Below are 16,668 nucleotides of genomic sequence, written 5' to 3' on the forward strand. Positions count from 1 at the left end.
GGCGTCCACCGGGCGGCACCCGCGCCGGGCCGCGCGCGAGGGCGCGACCCGGCCGCGCCGGTCAGGCCTGGCCGGTCAGGCCTGACCGCCGGCGGCGGGCGTCTGGTTGGACTCGTCCGCGCCGACCTCGTCGCCCATCAGGGCGTGCTGGCGCTTGGCGACCGCCTCGATCACCTTGCGGGCCAGGTCCTGCGGGGCCAGGCCGACCTCGGCCAGCACGTCGTCGCGCTTGCCGTGGTCGAGGAAGCGCTGGGCCACCCCGAACTCACGCACCGGGACGTCGACGTCGGCGTCGCGCAGCAGCTGCGCCACGCAGGCACCGACGCCGCCGACCCGCCCGTTGTCCTCGACGGTCACGACGAGGTCGTGGTCGCGGGCGAGGTCGACCAGGGCCGGGTCGAGCGGCTTGACCCAGCGCGGGTCGACGACGGTGATGCCGATGCCCTGGCTGGCGACGCGCTCGGCGACGTCCAGACAGGTCGGGGCCATCGCGCCGATCGAGACGAGCAGCACCTCGCGGTGCCGCGCGGTCGCCGGCGCCCGGTAGAGGACGTCGACCCCGCCGACCTGGTCGATCGCGGGCGAGTCCGCGGGGATCTTGCCCTTGGGGTAGCGCACGACCGTCGGGCCGTCGGTGTTGGAGACCGCCTCGTCGAGCTCGGCGCGCAGGGTCGGCGCGTCCCGCGGGGCGGCGATCGCCAGGCCCGGCACGACCTGCAGGAAGGACATGTCCCACATGCCGTTGTGGGACGCGCCGTCCTCGCCGGTGATCCCGGCGCGGTCGAGCACGAAGGTCACCGGCTGGCGGTGCATCGCGACGTCCATGAGGACCTGGTCGAAGGCGCGGTTCAGGAACGTCGCGTAGATGCACACGACGGGCTTGAGACCGCCCATGGCCAGGCCGGCGGCCGAGGTGACCGCGTGCTGCTCGGCGATGCCGACATCGAAGATCCGGTCCGGGAAGGCCTGGGCGAACGACTTCAGGCCCACCGGCTGGAGCATCGCCGCGGTCATCGTGACCACGTCGGGCCGCTCGGCGCCGATCCGGACGATCTCCTCGGAGAAGATCGAGGTCCAGGTGGTGCCCTTGGCCGCCGACTTCGGCTTGCCGGTCAGCGGGTCGATGACGCCGACGGCGTGGAAGTTGTCGGCGTCGTCCTGCTCGGCCGCCGGGTACCCGAAGCCCTTGCGGGTCATGGCGTGGACGATCACCGGGCCGCCGAAGTCCTTGGCCCGGCGCAGCGCCGACTCCATGGCGACCACGTCGTGGCCGTCCACCGGGCCGACGTACTTCAGCCCGAGGTCCTCGAACATGCCCTGCGGGGTGACGACGTCCTTGATGCCCTTCTTGATCCCGTGCAGGGCGTCGAACAGCGGGGCGCCGACCAGCGGGGTGCGGCCCAGCACCTGCTTGACGACGTCCAGGACCTGCTCGTACTCGGGCGCCAGGCGCAGCGACGCGAGGTGGTCGGCGAGGCCGCCGATGGTGGGTGAGTAGGACCGGCCGTTGTCGTTGACGACGATGACCACCTGCCGGTCGCTGGCGGCGATGTTGTTCAGCGCCTCCCAGCACATTCCACCGGTAAGCGCCCCGTCACCGACGACCGCGACGACGGCCCGGTTCTCCCCGCGCAGCTCGTAGGCGCGGGACAGCCCGTCGGCGTACGACAGCGCCGTGGAGGCGTGCGAGTTCTCGATGATGTCGTGCTCGGACTCGGCCCGGCTCGGGTAGCCGGAGAGCCCACCACGCTGACGGAGGCGGTCGAACTGCTCCCGGCGGCCGGTCAGAATCTTGTGAACATAGGACTGGTGGCCCGTGTCCCAGAGGACGCGGTCGAATGGTGAATCGAACACTCGGTGGATTGCGAGAGTGAGTTCTACAGCGCCCAGATTCGGCCCTAGGTGGCCGCCTGTGCGGGCAACCGCGTGGATGAGGAAATCACGGATCTCAGCCGCGAGCGTCACCAGCTCCTCATGGTCGAGGCGCTTGACGTCCTGCGGGCTGTCGATCGTCGACAGAAGCGACACGGCGTGCTCTCCCTCCCCCGAAAGGGGATCGGTCCGGGTCCGGCAAAGTCTACGCAGGGCACCCCGGGCTCCGCAGACAGGCTCCCGACATGTGAGCTGCCCGAAGAGCGTCAGATATTCCGCCGGGTCGCGGTAGAATCCACCTCCCCGTTGTCGGTAATGTGCGACGAGTAGCCGGTGAAGAGAGCCCCGGAACCAGGCGTGACGCGTCCGCCGACACCGGGCGCGGCCCCGCGCCGGGCCGCCGCGGACACCACGAGGGCCCGCCGGCGGGGCCTTTTTCCCGGGCCGGCGGGCCCTTCGTACGAACGCTGCTGGGACCGTCATCCCGTTGTCACATCGCCGTCACATGCGGCCGGCCGTTATGGGCACCCCCGATAAGGTCGAGTGCGATTACACACGGTCAGCGCCATCCGGGCCCGGCGGCTCACCCGCGGCCGCTCGCCTGCCTTCCCCGGCGCGCGACCGCGTCCAGCAGCACCGCGGCGAGCAGGACCGACCCGGTGATGATGAACTTGACCGACTGGTCGAGGCCGAGCAGGTCCATCCCGTTGGCGATCGAACCGATCACCAGGATGCCGAGCAGCGCCGACCAGGCCCGGCCGCGCCCACCGAACAGGCTCGTCCCGCCGATCACCGCCGCGGCGATCGCGTTGAGCAGCGTGTCGCTGCCGCCGGAGGCCTGCGTGACGCTGGTGAGCCGCGCGGCGGCGAGCACACCGCCGACACCGGCCAGGCAGGACGCGGCGGCGAACGCCGAGACGCGCAGCGCGCGCACGTTGATGCCGGCCCGGCGCGCCGCCTCGACGTTGCCGCCGACGGCGTAGAGGTGCCGGCCGTAGCTGGTCCGCCGGGATACCAGATCCACCAGCAGCACCAGGCAGCCGAAGATCAGCAGCGCCAGCGGCAGCCCGCGGTCGTCGTTGAGCACCGCCACGGCCGCGAGGAGCGCGCCGCCCACCACGACCACCCGCACCGCGACCTCCGTGATCGGGCGGGGCCGCAGCCCGGCCCGCCGCCGGCCGCGGACCTCGGCGAGCTGGGCACCGGCGTAACCGGCCACGGCGATCCCGGCGATCACCCAGCCGGTGGCGTCGGTGAAGAAGGTGGACGTCAGCTTCGTGATCTCGCTGTCCGGCAGGTTGAGTGATCCGTCCCGGCCGAGCACCTTGAGCTGCACGCCCTGCCAGGCGATAAACCCCGCCAGTGTCACGACGAAGGACGGGACGCCGAACACGGCGAACAGGCTGCCCTGCAGGGCGCCGACGGCGGCGCCGACGACCAGCGCGGCCACGATCGCCAGCACCGGCGCCCACCCGTGGCGCACCGAGAGCACCGCCATGACCGACGCGCACAGCCCGCTGACCCAGCCGACCGAGAGGTCGATCTCGCCGAGCAGCAGGACGAGGAAGACGCCGGTGGCGATCGTCCCGGTCGCCGCGACCTGCAGGGCGAGGTTCGTGAGGTTGTAGGAGGTGAGGAAGTTCGAGTTCTGGAACTGGAAGATCGTCCAGATCACGACGAGCCCGACGATGACCGGCAGCGATCCGAGCTCGCCCGCGCGCACGTGGCGCAGCGCCGAGTCCGCCAGGCCGCGCAGGCCCGGGCCGGCGAAGAGCAGGCGCGGGTCGACCGCCGCGTCGCCCCGCCCGGGCGCGACGGCACCGACCGCCCCCGTGGCGGGAACCGGCCGGGCGGGGGCCGGTTGGACGAGGTCCGGTTGGACGAGGTCCGGTTGGACGAGGTCCGGTTGGACGAGGTCCGGTTGGGCGGGGTTGGACTGGGCGGGGCCGGGCGCGGGCTCGGCGGGGCCGGACGCGAGCTCACTCATCGCGAACGCACCTCCGCCCGGCCCGTCCCGCGGGCCGTGTCGGCACCGGTGATCGCGGCCACGACGTCCTCCCGGGAGGCGGAGCCGACGTCGAACGTGCCGGCGTTGCGGCCGAGCCGGAGCACCGCGACGCGGTCGCACACGGCGAAGACGTCCGCGAGGTTGTGGCTGATCACGAGTACGGCCAGGCCGCGCTCGCGCAGCCGGACGATCAGGTCGAGCACCTGCTCGGTCTGCGCCACGCCCAGCGCGGCGGTCGGCTCGTCGAGCAGGACCACCGCCGGATCACCGAGCAGCGAGCGCGCGATCGCGACGGACTGCCGCTGGCCGCCGGACAGCGAGGCGACCGGGATGCGCACGCTCGGGATGCTCACCGCCAGCGTGCGCAGCAGGTCCAGTGCGCTGCGCTCCATGCCGATCTCGTCGAGCGCGCCGGCGAACCGGCCCACCCGCCGCCGGCGCTCCCGGCCGAGGAAGAGGTTGTTGACGACGTCGAGGTTGTCGCAGAGCGCGAGGTCCTGGTAGACGGTCGCGATCCCCAGGGCCACCGCGTCCTGCGGGCGTTCGAGGCGGACGGGGCGGCCGGCGAACCGGATCTCCCCGCCGCTCGGCGGCGCGACGCCGGAGATGCACTTGACCAGCGTGGACTTGCCGGCGCCGTTGTCACCGACGAGCGCGAGCGCCTCCCCCGCCCGCAGGTCCAGGTCGACGTCGGTGAGTGCCTGCACCGCGCCGAAACGCTTGGAGATCCCGCGTAGGGACAGCACCAGATCGGACTTGACCAGATCGGACATGACGGGCCCGTGCCTTCCAGGAACGGTCGCACGGGGATCCGTGGTGCGCGGCGCCGGCGCCGGCGCCGCGCACCACGGATCCCGGGGACGGGGGCGAGGTCAGGAGACGCCGGCGGACGCGCAGGCCGCCGCGAAGGTGCCGGCGCACAGGTCGGCCTTGGCGAGGAAGCCGTCCTTGACCACCGTCTCGGCGACGGTGTCCCGGGTGACCGCGACCGGTTCCAGCAGGACGGAGGGGACCTGGCCGTCGCCGTTGTCGACGCGATCGGTCGCGATCGTGTCGACGGGCTCGCCGCGCAGCAGCGCGAGCGCCAGGTCGGCCGCCTGCTCCGCCTCGGGGCGGATGGCCTTGTAGACGGTCATGTGCTGATCACCGGCGAGTACCCGCTGCACTCCGGCGAGCTCGGCGTCCTGTCCGGTGACGGGCGGCAGCGGGGTCACGTTCGCCCGGCGCAGCGCGGCGACGACGGCACCGGCGATGCCGTCGTTCGCGGCGTAGACCCCGACGATGTTCTCCCGGCCGACGGTGGTGATCGCCTGGTCCATCTCCCGCCCGGCGGTGTCGGGGGACCAGTCGGGCGTGAACGTGTCGAAGCCGATCGTCACCTTGCCCTCCAGGACCGACAGGGCGCCGTCCTTGAACTGCTGGGCGTTGGGGTCGTCCTGCGAACCGTTGATCATGATGACCTTGCCGGCGCCGGCCCGCTCGCCGATCGCGTCGAGGAGCGACTGGCCCTGGAGCTGGCCGACCTTCTCGTTGTCGAAGGAGATGTAGGCGTCGACGGGCGCCTTCTGGATGAGCCGGTCGTAGGAGACCACCCGCACGCCGCGGTCCCGCGCGTTGCGGGCGATCACCGCCGCGGCCTCACCGTCCACCGGGTCCAGCACGAGGACCTTGGCGCCGTTGGTCATGGCCTGCTCGGCCTGGTTCTGCTGGACGGCCGAGTCCTGGTCGGCGTTCGAGTACAGCACCTTGCAGTCGGGGCAGATCTTCGCGATCCGGGCCTGGAAGTAGGGGCGGTCGGCCGATTCGTACCGGGTCGTCTGGGTCTCGGGTAAGAGGAGGGCGATGCTCCCGCTCGCGGATCCTCCCTGGGGCGCCTCGTCGTCGGAGGAGTCCGACGTACATCCCACGGCGGCCAGAACGACCATGACCGCCACCGACGCGGCCGCGAGCAGGCGACCTCGCCGTCTCCCCGCCTGGCCGCGCGGCCGCCTGCGCCGCGGTACCCCGTCGTCGAGCGAGTTGTCTGTCACGCGCCCCTCCCGAGTTCGCCGCTGCGTGCCGGAGCGAACCGGTCACGCTCTGGTGGCAGTCTGCGGAGAAGAGGACTTTGCCGTCAAGACTTGAATACAAGGATTAAGTCCGCAAAGCTTCTCATTCATGTCCCGATGGCATCACGACTCGACGGCGCAGGACGGCGACCCAGGGTCGCGGCGGCGGGACCGCGTGAGGTCGAAGCCGGAGGATGTCGACGTGACGCCGGTCAGCGCCGTGCCGCCGGCGCGGCGCCCACCGGGATCGCGCCCACCGGGATCGCGCCGGTCAGGATCGCGCCGCTCGAGATGGTGGCGCTCGAGATGGCGGCGGACGAGAGGGCGGCGGGCGAGAGGGCGCCGGTCAGCGCGGGGTCGGCTCGCCCTCGCGCAGCACCAGCGCGAGGGCGCCGAGCACCTCCGCGCGCTCGCCGAGAACGCCGGCCACGATCGTCGGGACGGCCGCCGGGACGGCGAAGCGGTGCACCACCTGGCGCATCGGTTCCAACAGCGTCTCCCCCGCCGCCGCGAGGTCCCCACCCACGACGATCATCCCGGGGTTCAGCAGGTTGCACAGGTTCGCGGCCGCGTTCCCAATGGCCCGGCCGGCGTCCGAGACGACCCGGGCGCACCCGGCGTCGCCGGCTACCGCGCGGTCGATCATCCCGCGCACGGTGAGCTCCGGCCCGTGGCTCGTGCGCAGCGACTCCAGCAGCACCGACGTCCCGACGATCGTCTCCAGGCAGCCGCGGTTCCCGCAGCGGCAGACCGAGCCGTTCTCGTCCAGGGTCGTGTGCCCGATCTCGCCGGCGGTTCCCGACCCGCCGCGGTGCACCCGCCCGTCGATGACCAGGCCGGAGCCGACACCGGTGGATGCCTTGAGGTAGGCGAGGTCGCGCACCCCCTGGCCGGCGCCCCAGTGCAGCTCGGCGAGGGCACCGAGGTTGGCGTCGTTGTCGACCCGGACGGGCAGCCCGAGCCGCTCCGACATCTGCGCCGCGGCGGCCACGCCGACCCACCCGGGCAGGATCGCCGAGGACCCGACGGCGCCGGTGACCGCGTCGATCGGGCCGGGCAGGCCCATGCCCACGCCGACGACGTCCGCCCGGTCGACGGCGAGCCGCCCGAGCAGGTCGTCGACCAGCCGGCCGGCCGTCGCGATGCCCTCCTGGGCCTGGTGATCGACGTCGATGTCGACGGCGTCCTTCGGCCAGCACCTCGTGCGCGAGGTCGCCGACGGCGACCCGCAGGTGGCGATGGCCGAAGTCGAGCCCGACGACGACCCCGGACCGCCGCGACAGCGACACCCGGACCGCGCGCCGCCCGCCGCTCACCGCGGGCCGCACGTCGACGTCCCCGCTCTCGCGCAACTGGCCGACGATGTTCGAGACGGTCGCCGGGGACAGCCCGGTGAGCCGCGCGATCTCCGCCTGGGCGAGGCTGCCCTCCCGCCGCAGCACGCCCAGGACCCGCTCCCGGTTGGCGGCGCGCAGCGACGACTGGGAGCCGGGCGGCGTTCGGGGCATGAAGACAAAGCCTCGCGGCGTGGTCACGTGCCCGTCAACGGTCATCGCGTCGGCTCCGCGTCCCCGGAGCCGGCCCAGCCCGCCGGCGTGGGTTCCAGGGTGGCCACGCACTCCACGTGCGAGGTCATCGGGAACAGGTCGAACGCGCGGAGTTCGGTGAGTTGATACCCCTCGGTCGCCGCGACCGCGACGTCCCGCGCGAGCGCGGCGGGGTCGCACGCCACGTAGACGACCCGGCGCGGCCGGTGCGCGAGGAGCTCGGCCATGACCTCGCGGCCGGCGCCGGTCCGCGGCGGGTCGAGCACCGCCACGTCCACCGCCCGCCGGGGCGAACCGGGCTCGGCGCCGACGAGGCCGCGTACCGTCGCCGGGGTCACCCGCAGCGAACGCAGCGACACCCAGGGCAGGTCCGCCAGGCTCCGCGCGGCGGAGCGGACGGCGGCCTCGTCGGACTCCAGCGCGATGACCCGACCGGCCGGTCCGACCGCCTCGGCGAGGAACGCGGCGAACAGCCCGGCCCCGCAGTACAGGTCGAGGGCGGTGTCCCCCGGCGCGGCGGCGGCCGCCGCGCGCACCGCGGCCACCAGGGTCGCCGCGGCGGCCGGGTGGACCTGCCAGAAGACCCCCGGCTCCAGCCGGAACTCGCGGCCTTCGACCGTCTCGACCACCTCTACCGGCGCCGGCTCGACCAGCGCGGGCTCGGCACGGTCGGCGGCGGCCCGCTCGGCGCCCTCGGCCCCGGCGGAGTCGCCGGCGGCGGAGCCGGTCCCGGTGACGGAGCCGGTCCCGGTGACGGAGCCGGTCCCGGTGACGCGCCACCCTCCGGACCGCGTCGAGTACGCCACGGCCGCGCCCGGCATCGCCACGAGCTCCACCGCCTGGCCGGTGACCTCGGCCGAGCCGGGGCCGGTCAGAAAGGCGGGGTCGGCGATCACCTGGGCGAGCAGCGGATGGGCGATCCTGCAGTCGGGTGTGGGCACCACCTCGTGGGAGCGGTGCGCGCGCAGCCCGACGCCGCCGTCGGGCGTCCGCGAGAAGCGCATCCTGGTGCGCCAGCCCAGCCCGTCGGGTCCCTCCGACGGCAGCGCCTCCACCAGCACGGCGCGGTCGAGCCCGGCCAGCCGCCGCAGCGCGTCCTCGACCACCCGCGCCTTGAGTCGGCGCTGCGCGGCCGGGGTGGCGTGCTGCCAGTCGCACCCCCCGCAGCCGCCGGGGCGCGCGTGCGGGCAGGGCGCCGCCACCCGGTCGGGGGAGGCGACGAGGATCTCGACGGCGTCGGCCCGCCAGTACCGGTCGTGGGAGACGTCGGTGATCCGGGCCCGTACCCGCTCGCCGGGCAGGGCGTGCCGCACGAACACGACCCGGCCGCCGGCACGGGCCACGCAGAGCCCACGGTGCGCGACCTGGCCGACCTCGAGCTCCACCAGCTCACCGGGCGGGACGGGGACGGGGCGCGCCACCCGGTCGGTCCGGTCAGCGCGCTCGGGACGGTCAGCCCGCTCGGGACGGTCCCGGGCGGCGTCACCGGCGCGGTGTCGCGGCGGCCGCCCGGTGCGCTCCACGGTCCCGTCCGGTGCCGCGGTGTGTCGTCTGGTCCCGCTGGACGGCCGGGCCGGGCGCCCGCTCACGGGGCGTCCCCGGGCGGCGGCGCGCTCGAGCCGGCCGGCGGCTTCGCGGGCACGGCGGCGTCACCGTCGCCCGTGCCTCCCGGCTGGGGACCCCGGAGTCCGGGCCGGAAGTGCGCGGGCGGGGCCGCGCTACCCCGCCTGACCGCGCCCGCGCCGACCGACTCCTGCCTGGTCTGCGCGTGCGAGCTGGACGCGAGCTGCCACGGCACGCTGATCATCATGACCCCGGGCTGGAAGAGCAGCCGGGCCTTGAGCCGCAGCGCGCTCTGGTTGTGCAGCAGGTGCTCCCACCAGCGCCCGACGACGTACTCCGGGACGAACACCGCCGTCACGTCGCGCGGGCTCTCCCGCCGGATGCGGGCGACGTAGTCGAGCACCGGACGGGTCACCTCCCGGTACGGCGACGCCAGCACGACGAGGTCGATCTTGATACCGCGTTCCTCCCAGGCCTGGCGCAGCCGCTCCGTCTCCGCCGGGTCGACGGCCACGGTCACGGCGACCAGCGTGTGCGGCTTCGTGGCCTTCGCGTAGGCCAGCGCGCGCAGGGTCGGCGCGTGGATCTTGCTGACCAGGACGACCCCGTGCACCCGGGACGGCAACGTCGGCGGCCCGGGCTCGGGCGTCAGCTCGGTGGCGACCCGGTCGTAGTGCCGGCGGATGGCCTGCATGCCCAGGTAGATCACCGGGATCGCGATGCAGACGATCCAGGCCCCGCGGGTGAACTTGGTGAGCAGCACGAGGATGAGCACGGCCCCGGTCAGACCGGCCCCGAGGAAGCTGATGGCCTGGTAGCGGCGGATCCTGCGGCGCAGGCCCGCGTCCAGCGGCACACCGCCGGCCAGCGGGTCACCGCCGCGCTCGGCGGACCGCTCCGAAGTCCGTTCGCCGCCACGCTCCACACCCGCCGCCAGCGGGGCGGAGCCGTCGATGGCGGCCGGGTCGGATTCGCGCAACAACCGGGCCCAGTGCCGGACCATCCCGGTCTGGCTGAGGGTGAACGAGATGAAAACGCCCAGGATGTAGAGCTGGATCAGCGCCGTGACCTGCGCGTCGAACACGACGATGAGCAGGATCGCGAAGCCGGCCAGCAGCACGATCCCGTTGGAGTAGGCGAGCCGGTCGCCGCGGGTGTGCAGCTGGCGGGGCAGGTAGCCGTCGCGCGCGAGGATCGAGCCGAGCACCGGGAAACCGTTGAAGGCGGTGTTGGCCGCCAGGATCAGGATGAGCGTGGTCACCGCGGCCACGTAGACGAAGCCCACCGAGCCGTCCCCGAACACCGCGGCCGCGATCTGGGCGATGACGGTCCGCTGCTCGCCGTGCGCCCCGATGAGATCCGCCGGGTTCTCGGCGATGTGGACGTCCGAGATCAGGGCCAGCGCCGTCACGCCGACGAACATCGTGACGGCGATGACGCCCATCATCAGCAGCGTGGTGGCGGCGTTGCGGCTCTTCGGCCGGCGGAACGCGGGCACGCCGTTGCTGATCGCCTCGACGCCGGTCAGCGCCGTGCAGCCCGACGCGAACGCCCGCAGGACCAGGAAGAGCAGGGCCAGGCCGGCGAAGTTCTGTTCCGGGCGGACCTCGTACCCGGCGCTCTCGGCCCGCGGGGCGTGGCCGAGGGCGGTCTTCACCAGCCCAATCACGATCATCACGAGGATGCCGAGGATGAACGCGTACGACGGCACGGCGAACGCCGACCCGGACTCGCGCACACCGCGCAGGTTGACCAGCGTGAGCAGCACGACCAGCAGGCTGGCGATGAGCACCTTGTGCTCGGCGAGCCCCGTCGCCGCCGAGGTCAGGTTCGCGACACCCGCCGAGACCGACACGGCGACGGTGAGCACGTAGTCCACCAGCAGGGCGCTGCCGACCATCAGGCCCGCGCGCGGGCCGAGGTTGACCGAGGCCACCTCGTAGTCGCCGCCACCGCTGGGGTAGGCGTGCACGTTCTGCCGGTAGGACGCCACCACGGTCAGCATCAGGATGACGACCGCGGCCGCGATCCACGGCGTGTAGTGCAGCAGCGTGAGGCCGCCGAGCGCGAGGACGAGCAGGATCTCCTCGGACGCGTAGGAGACGGAGGAGAGCGCGTCGCTGGCGAACACGGGGAGCGCGACCCGCTTGGGCAGCAATGTCTCACCGAGTCGGTCCGAGCCGATGGGGCGACCGACGAATCCGCGCTTCAGTCGGTCTGTGAGCGCCACGCGGCGATGCTACCGACCACAGTCCCACCTCCCCAGCGTGTGTGACGTGGCGCACTCCAACCCGGGCATAGCCGCACACGTGCCCGATGAGCTGGCAGGACGGCTGGTTGGGACGGGTGGCCGACAGCCATCGACCGGGCAACCCCGGTCGGACTACGCTCACCTCCCGTGCACGTCGTGATCCTCGGCTGCGGCCGGGTCGGCTCATCCCTGGCTGGTGCCGTCCAACGGCTCGGCCACTCGGTGGCTGTCATCGATCAGAACCCGGCCGCGTTCAATCGCCTGTCGGCCGGCTTCGGCGGGCGGACGGTGACCGGCATGGGTTTCGACCGGGACACCCTCGTCGAGGCCGGTATCGCCGAGGCGGCCGCGTTCGCCGCGGTCTCCAGCGGGGACAACTCGAACATCATCTCCGCCCGGGTCGCCCGGGAGATGTTCGGCGTGGAGCGGGTGGTGGCCCGCATCTACGATCCCCGGCGGGCCGAGGTCTACGAACGCCTCGGCATCCCCACCGTCGCCACGGTCCGCTGGACCCGCGACCAGATCCTCGGTCGCCTCGTCCCGGACGCCGTCACTCCCGAGTGGACGGACACGTCCGGCTCGGTGCTGCTCACGGCGGTCACGCCGGCGCGCGGCTGGGTGGGACGGCGGCTCACCGAGCTGGAGTCACGGGCCGAGGTCCGGGTGGCCTGCGTGACCCGCTTCGGCGACGGCCTACTCCCCGACGGGCGGACCATGGTGCAGGACGGCGACGTCCTCCACATCGCGGTCACCAAGGCGCGGGCCACCGAGGCGGACGCGATCATCCGCACCGGCCCCGACCACGACTGACGACGAGAGACGGAGACCTGCGATGACGGCGGATCCGGACGGGCGGACCGGGGGCACCGGCCAGGGCGGCGCCGACGCCGGCCAGGGCGGCGGTTCCGAGCGGAGCGGGGGCTCCGACCGGATCGGCGCGGCGAACCGGCGGGTGGCGATCGCGGGCGCCGGCAAGGTCGGCCGCTCGATCGCCGCCGAGCTGCTGGAGAACGGCTCCGAGGTGCTCATCATCGAGCGCGACCCGAACAAGATCCGTCGGGACGCGCTGCCCGCGGCGGGCTGGCTGCTCGCCGACGCCTGCGAGCTGTCCTCTCTCGACGGCGCCGGCCTGGACTGCTGTGCGGTGATGGTCGCCGCCACCGGCGACGACAAGGTCAACCTCGTGGTCTCCCTGTTGGCGAAGACCGAGTTCGGCGTGCCCAGGGTGGTCGCGCGGGTCAACCATCCCAAGAACGAGTGGTTGTTCACCGAGTCCTGGGGCGTCGACGTGGCCGTCTCCGCGCCGCGCATGCTGACCGCGCTGGTCGAGGAGGCGGTGAGCGTCGGCGACCTGGTGCGCCTGATGAAGTTCCGCCAGGGCGACGCCTCCCTGGTCGAGCTCACCCTGACCGCGGACGCGCCGGTCGTGGGCCGGCGGCTGGGTGACGTCGACCTCCCGCCGGACTCCGCCGTCGTCGTGATCCTGCGGGACGGGAACGCGGTGGTCCCGTCGCCGGACAGCACGCTCGAGCCGGGCGACGAGGTGCTGGCGGTCGCGACCACGAGCGAGGCCGAGGAGAGTCTCGCGGCGCTGCTCGGCGCCGTTCCCGCCGCCGACGGCCGGAACGAGCGTGTCTCCGGGGTGCTCTGACCGGGCGCGCGCGTTTCGTGGCCGGAGCGCCGCGGTTCGTCAGTCGTTCGGGACGCCCGCGGCGAGTTGGCCCGGCTCGCCGGCCGGCCCGTCCTCCCCGGACGGCTCGTCATCGGCCGGCGGGGCGAGGCGCCGGACGATCGCGAAGGTGGCAAGCACGGCCGCGCCGAACAACGGCAGGCCCAGCACGATGTTCGCCGCCGCGAGCCAGCCGGACTCCCCCGCGAGGTAGAGCACGCCCTGGATCGCGAACCGCGCGGTGAACACCGCGATCCAGACGAAGGTGGCCCAGATCGCCGCCCGCCGGACGGACGGTGTCTCCCGCCAGTCGGAGTAGCGCTGGTCGAAGCCGGCCATCACGTAGCCGCCCACGGGACGCCCGACGAGCACCGAGCCGAGGCCGACGACGGCGCAGACTGCGTTCTTCGCTATCGAGGGCAGGAAGAAGCCCTCGGCGCTGCCTGTGCGGGAGGCGATGAAGGCGGCGAACCCGACCGCGAACAGCCCGGAGAACGCCTGCTGGACGGGTTCGTGCCGCACCATCCGCAGCACCACGAGCCCGACCGCCGCCGCGATCGCGACGATGATCCCGGCCGTGAGACCGGCCTCGGCGTTGACGGTGACGAACGCCACCGTCGGTATGGCACTGTCGATGATCCCCCGCGGGCCACCCACGGCCTCGGCCAGCGTGACCGGCTGTTCACCGCCGGTACCGCGGCCGCCGAACCCACCGGACCGGCCGCCGGCCTTGCCGGACCGGCCGCCGGCCTTGCCGGACCGGCCACCGGCCTTGCCGGACCGGCCGTCGCCGTCCTCGGGCCCGGCCGGATCGTCAGGGACACCGGTGGCACCGGGGACACCCGGGCCACCCGTCACCGGGTTCGGCACTGACGGATCCTGCGCAGACGCTGGTGGCATGGGCGGTGTAGTCCTGTCGCCGGGCGCCGCTCAGGCGCTGGTCGAGGAGGCTGGCAGCAGCTCGTAGCGGGGGTTGAACATCGTGGTTCGCTCGTCGCGCACGACGACACGGCCGGAGGCCTTGACCGATCGACCGGCCTCAATACCCGCGATGTGCTTGCGACCGAGGAACACGAGGGTCACGGTGCCGCTTCCATCATAGAGGTCGACCTCCAGGCTCGGCGCCCCCGAACGCGCCCGGACGGTTACCGAACGTATTGATCCGGCGACGCAGGCCTCCTCCCGGTCCCGACAGGCGTGCATCGGGTCCGCCCCGGCGGCGACCGACGCCTGCCGCAGCTCCTCATCCTCAAGTTCCTGGTTGTCCGCTGTCAGCCGGTGGAACCGTCGTCCCAACCAGCCGCGCCCCTCGCCCACGGCTCCTCCGATCATCGAACCGCTCCCGAACCCGGGCGACGGAATCCGAAACCTGGGACGTCACCGGACCAGCGGGTGGGAAACCCACCACAGCCCACGCATCGGCGCCCTGAACCGGGATTATGAGGTGGACGGACCACCCGCCACCACCGATCGCGCCCATGATGGGACGCCCGGCGAGGAGCCGCCGCGCACCGCGGACCCGTTCCCGCACTGTTACGGCGCCGTTCCGCCTCCGGTCACCGCCGCCGGCGTGGCCGCCGCACCGGCGGAGAGGGCGGGAAACGGGTCAGCGGGTCTCGCTGATCCGCACCCCGGGAACCGGGACCGCGGGGCTGGAGTCCGCGCGCTGGTCGGCCTCCGCGGCGGGCCCGTCCGGATGCTCGGAGACCTCCTTCGGCAGCCGCAGCGGCAGCGGATCCCGCACCGGCATCGCCGAGTCACCACGGACCACGATGATGCCGCTGAGCGTCTCGTCGAGCAGCGGGCCGGCCGACGGGTCCTGCCCGGCCGCGCCGGTCACGACGGCCCGCAGGAACCAGCGGGGCCCGTCGACGCCGATCATCCGCCCGGGCACGGTCTCCCCCGGCCGGCTCGTGGGCAGCCGCAGCCGCAGCTCCAGGCCGTACGGGCCCTCGACCTCGCTGCCGCCGGTGTCCCGCACCGTCTCCAGGATCTCCGTGCGGACGTCGTCCCACAACGGGCTGGTCTTCGGCGCCGCGAACACCGCGAGCTCCATGGCGCTGCGCCCGTCCGTCACGACGACGGTGAGCGGCTTGCCGGTCGACTCCTCCACCTGGAACTGCACCTGGACGCCGCGCAGCGCCGGTACCCGCAGCGCCCCGAGGTCGAGCCGGTGCACGTCGTCGGCGGGTGCCTCCTCGGAGTCGAACGGGCCGACCAGGTCGACGTCGTCCGGCTCCGCCACCCGCTCGTCGACCGCCGCGGCGGCCGACGACCTACGACCCCGACCGAACACCGTTGCCCTCCCTTCGCGGCCCACCGTCACGGGACTGCCCGAAGCCACCCGTGGATCCGAGACCGCCCGCGCCCCGGACCGACTCCGGGAGCAGGTCGACCTCGCGGAACACCGCGTGCTCCACCCGCTGAACCACGAGCTGGGCCACCCGGTCCCCACGGCGCAGCGCGATGGCCTCGCTTCGATCGGTGTTTATAAGTATCACCTTGACTTCTCCACGGTAACCGGCATCGACGGTTCCGGGGGCGTTGACCACGGACAGACCGTGCCGCGCGGCCAGTCCGCTACGGGGATGCACGAAGGCCGCGTAGCCCTCGGGCAGCGCGACGGACAGGCCGGTTCCGACGACGGCCCGCTCACCGGGCGCCAGCGTGACGTCCTGCGCGGTCACCAGGTCGGCACCGGCGTCCGAGGGCTGGGCGTAGGCGGGCGGCGGGAGGTCCGGATCCAGACGCTGGATCAGCACCTCCAGCGGGCCCGAGTCACCGACCGGCTGGCGGGTCGACGGCCCGGGACGCTGCGGGCCGGGGACGATGTCACCGGTCGGGCCATCGCCGGTCGGGCTGGCACCGGGCAGGCCGGCACCGGGTACGGCGGCGGCAGGCGGGGCGCCGGCGCACAGGGCATCGGTGCGCGGGGCATCGGTGCGCGGGGCATCGGCGGTAGGCGGGGCGCCGGGTGGCGTGGGGGTGGTCGCGGTCATGATTCTCCTGGGTCGTCCTCACCCGGGCGGGCTGTCCGCGACACTAACGACTCCCCGGCACCGGGCGGCCGGCACATGCCGGCGACACGAGGACGGCCCGGACCTCCGCCGGCGGCGAGGGGGAATCCGCGCGCCACGGGGTAAGGCAGAAGAGCGACATCAGCTGCGCCCCGGCAGGTCGGGGCGGACGGACGAGAGGTGTGGGGTGGCCGGACCGGCTTCGAAGATGGGATGGAAGGTCGTGGGCGGCGCGGCGACCGCGCTCGCCGGAACCGCGGCGAGCAGAGGCGTCACCGCGGCCTACCGCAAGGTGCGCAAGTCCGACCCGCCGGTGAACCCGGCGGACCCGGAGACCGACTGGGCGGAGGCGATCGCCTGGGCCGCGCTCTCCGGCCTGGTCATCGGCCTCGGCCGGCTGGCCGCCGAGCGGGTCGCCGCGCGCGGCTGGGTCCGGGCAACGGGCTCCCCGCCGCCCGGCATGCTACGCCCGGAGATCTCGACCTCGGACAACTAGCGGAGCGGGTTCTGGCGTGACCCAGCGGATCCTGGTGCCCGTCCCGCGGAGATTGATCTGTCGCCGGCGTGCCGTGTCCGGTTCGGGTGTTCCGCGGAACACCACGGTCGACTGTTCTGGCTGTGATGACCACGGCCTGCGGGGGTTCGGAGGGTTCCGGGGTTCCGGAGGGGCACCGTGCTCGACCGTGGCTCGCG

General features: G+C 73.5%; 13 protein-coding genes and 1 pseudogene. 3 read left to right on the forward strand and 11 right to left on the reverse strand.

All coding sequences use genetic code 11. The annotated features are described in order from the left end of the window. Positions 1-75 precede the first annotated feature (75 nt). From dxs to B056_RS0101635, 7 genes and pseudogenes are all read right to left on the reverse strand, one after another. Complete coding sequence (gene dxs, locus B056_RS0101605; RefSeq protein WP_018500153.1) at positions 76-2,028, reverse strand: 1-deoxy-D-xylulose-5-phosphate synthase; 1,953 nt, start codon at positions 2,026-2,028, stop codon at positions 76-78. A 427-nt stretch (positions 2,029-2,455) separates the two neighbouring features. Then, on the reverse strand, positions 2,456-3,859 hold the full coding sequence (locus B056_RS0101610) for a sugar ABC transporter permease (RefSeq protein WP_018500154.1): 1,404 nt from the start codon (positions 3,857-3,859) through the stop codon (positions 2,456-2,458). Continuing rightward, positions 3,856-4,653, reverse strand: coding sequence for an ATP-binding cassette domain-containing protein (locus B056_RS0101615; protein WP_018500155.1), 798 nt, complete (start codon positions 4,651-4,653; stop codon positions 3,856-3,858). The genes B056_RS0101610 and B056_RS0101615 overlap by 4 nt, the downstream gene beginning before the upstream one ends. Before the next feature lie 99 nt (positions 4,654-4,752). Then, positions 4,753-5,910, reverse strand: coding sequence for a sugar ABC transporter substrate-binding protein (locus B056_RS0101620; RefSeq protein ID WP_084647055.1), 1,158 nt, complete (start codon positions 5,908-5,910; stop codon positions 4,753-4,755). Between the two features lie 364 nt (positions 5,911-6,274). Further along, positions 6,275-7,481: pseudogene (locus tag B056_RS45895) on the reverse strand (ROK family transcriptional regulator). After that, positions 7,478-8,998 (reverse strand): class I SAM-dependent RNA methyltransferase, encoded by a 1,521-nt coding sequence (locus B056_RS0101630; RefSeq protein ID WP_018500158.1) that lies wholly within the window; start codon positions 8,996-8,998, stop codon positions 7,478-7,480. Before B056_RS0101630 ends, B056_RS45895 begins: the two are co-directional and overlap by 4 nt. Positions 8,999-9,060: 62 nt before the next feature. After that, positions 9,061-11,268 carry an APC family permease gene (locus B056_RS0101635; protein ID WP_018500159.1) on the reverse strand — a complete coding sequence of 736 codons (2,208 nt, stop codon included), beginning with the start codon at positions 11,266-11,268 and terminating at the stop codon, positions 9,061-9,063. A 168-nt stretch (positions 11,269-11,436) separates the two neighbouring features. On the opposite strand from B056_RS0101635, the gene B056_RS0101640 reads away from it, so the two are divergent. Together B056_RS0101640 and B056_RS0101645 are read left to right on the forward strand one after the other, a co-directional pair. Beyond that, positions 11,437-12,099, forward strand: a complete 663-nt coding sequence (locus B056_RS0101640; protein WP_018500160.1) for a potassium channel family protein — start codon at positions 11,437-11,439, stop codon at positions 12,097-12,099. A 22-nt stretch (positions 12,100-12,121) separates the two neighbouring features. Further along, positions 12,122-12,940, forward strand: coding sequence for a potassium channel family protein (locus tag B056_RS0101645; RefSeq protein ID WP_018500161.1), 819 nt, complete (start codon positions 12,122-12,124; stop codon positions 12,938-12,940). Positions 12,941-12,979: 39 nt separating this feature from the next. Here B056_RS0101645 and B056_RS0101650 read toward each other — a convergent pair whose 3' ends face one another. From B056_RS0101650 to dut, 4 genes are all read right to left on the reverse strand, one after another. Then, positions 12,980-13,828 (reverse strand): DUF3159 domain-containing protein, encoded by an 849-nt coding sequence (locus tag B056_RS0101650; protein ID WP_018500162.1) that lies wholly within the window; start codon positions 13,826-13,828, stop codon positions 12,980-12,982. Between the two features lie 60 nt (positions 13,829-13,888). Continuing rightward, complete coding sequence (locus B056_RS0101655; RefSeq protein WP_018500163.1) at positions 13,889-14,275, reverse strand: OB-fold nucleic acid binding domain-containing protein; 387 nt, start codon at positions 14,273-14,275, stop codon at positions 13,889-13,891. Positions 14,276-14,564: 289 nt separating this feature from the next. Further along, a complete protein-coding gene (locus tag B056_RS0101660; protein ID WP_018500164.1) occupies positions 14,565-15,254 on the reverse strand; it encodes a DUF3710 domain-containing protein in 690 nt (229 codons plus the stop codon). Next, entirely contained in the window at positions 15,235-15,957 is a 723-nt protein-coding gene (gene dut / locus B056_RS0101665) for a dUTP diphosphatase (protein ID WP_018500165.1), read from the reverse strand. The genes B056_RS0101660 and dut overlap by 20 nt, the downstream gene beginning before the upstream one ends. A gap of 205 nt (positions 15,958-16,162) precedes the next feature. Between dut and B056_RS0101670 the strand changes: the two genes are divergently transcribed. Beyond that, a complete protein-coding gene (locus B056_RS0101670) occupies positions 16,163-16,471 on the forward strand; it encodes a DUF4235 domain-containing protein (RefSeq protein WP_020572260.1) in 309 nt (102 codons plus the stop codon). The last annotated feature ends 197 nt before the right edge of the window (positions 16,472-16,668 follow it).

Source organism: Parafrankia discariae (assembly GCF_000373365.1).
Lineage (GTDB): Bacteria > Actinomycetota > Actinomycetes > Frankiales > Frankiaceae > Parafrankia > Parafrankia discariae.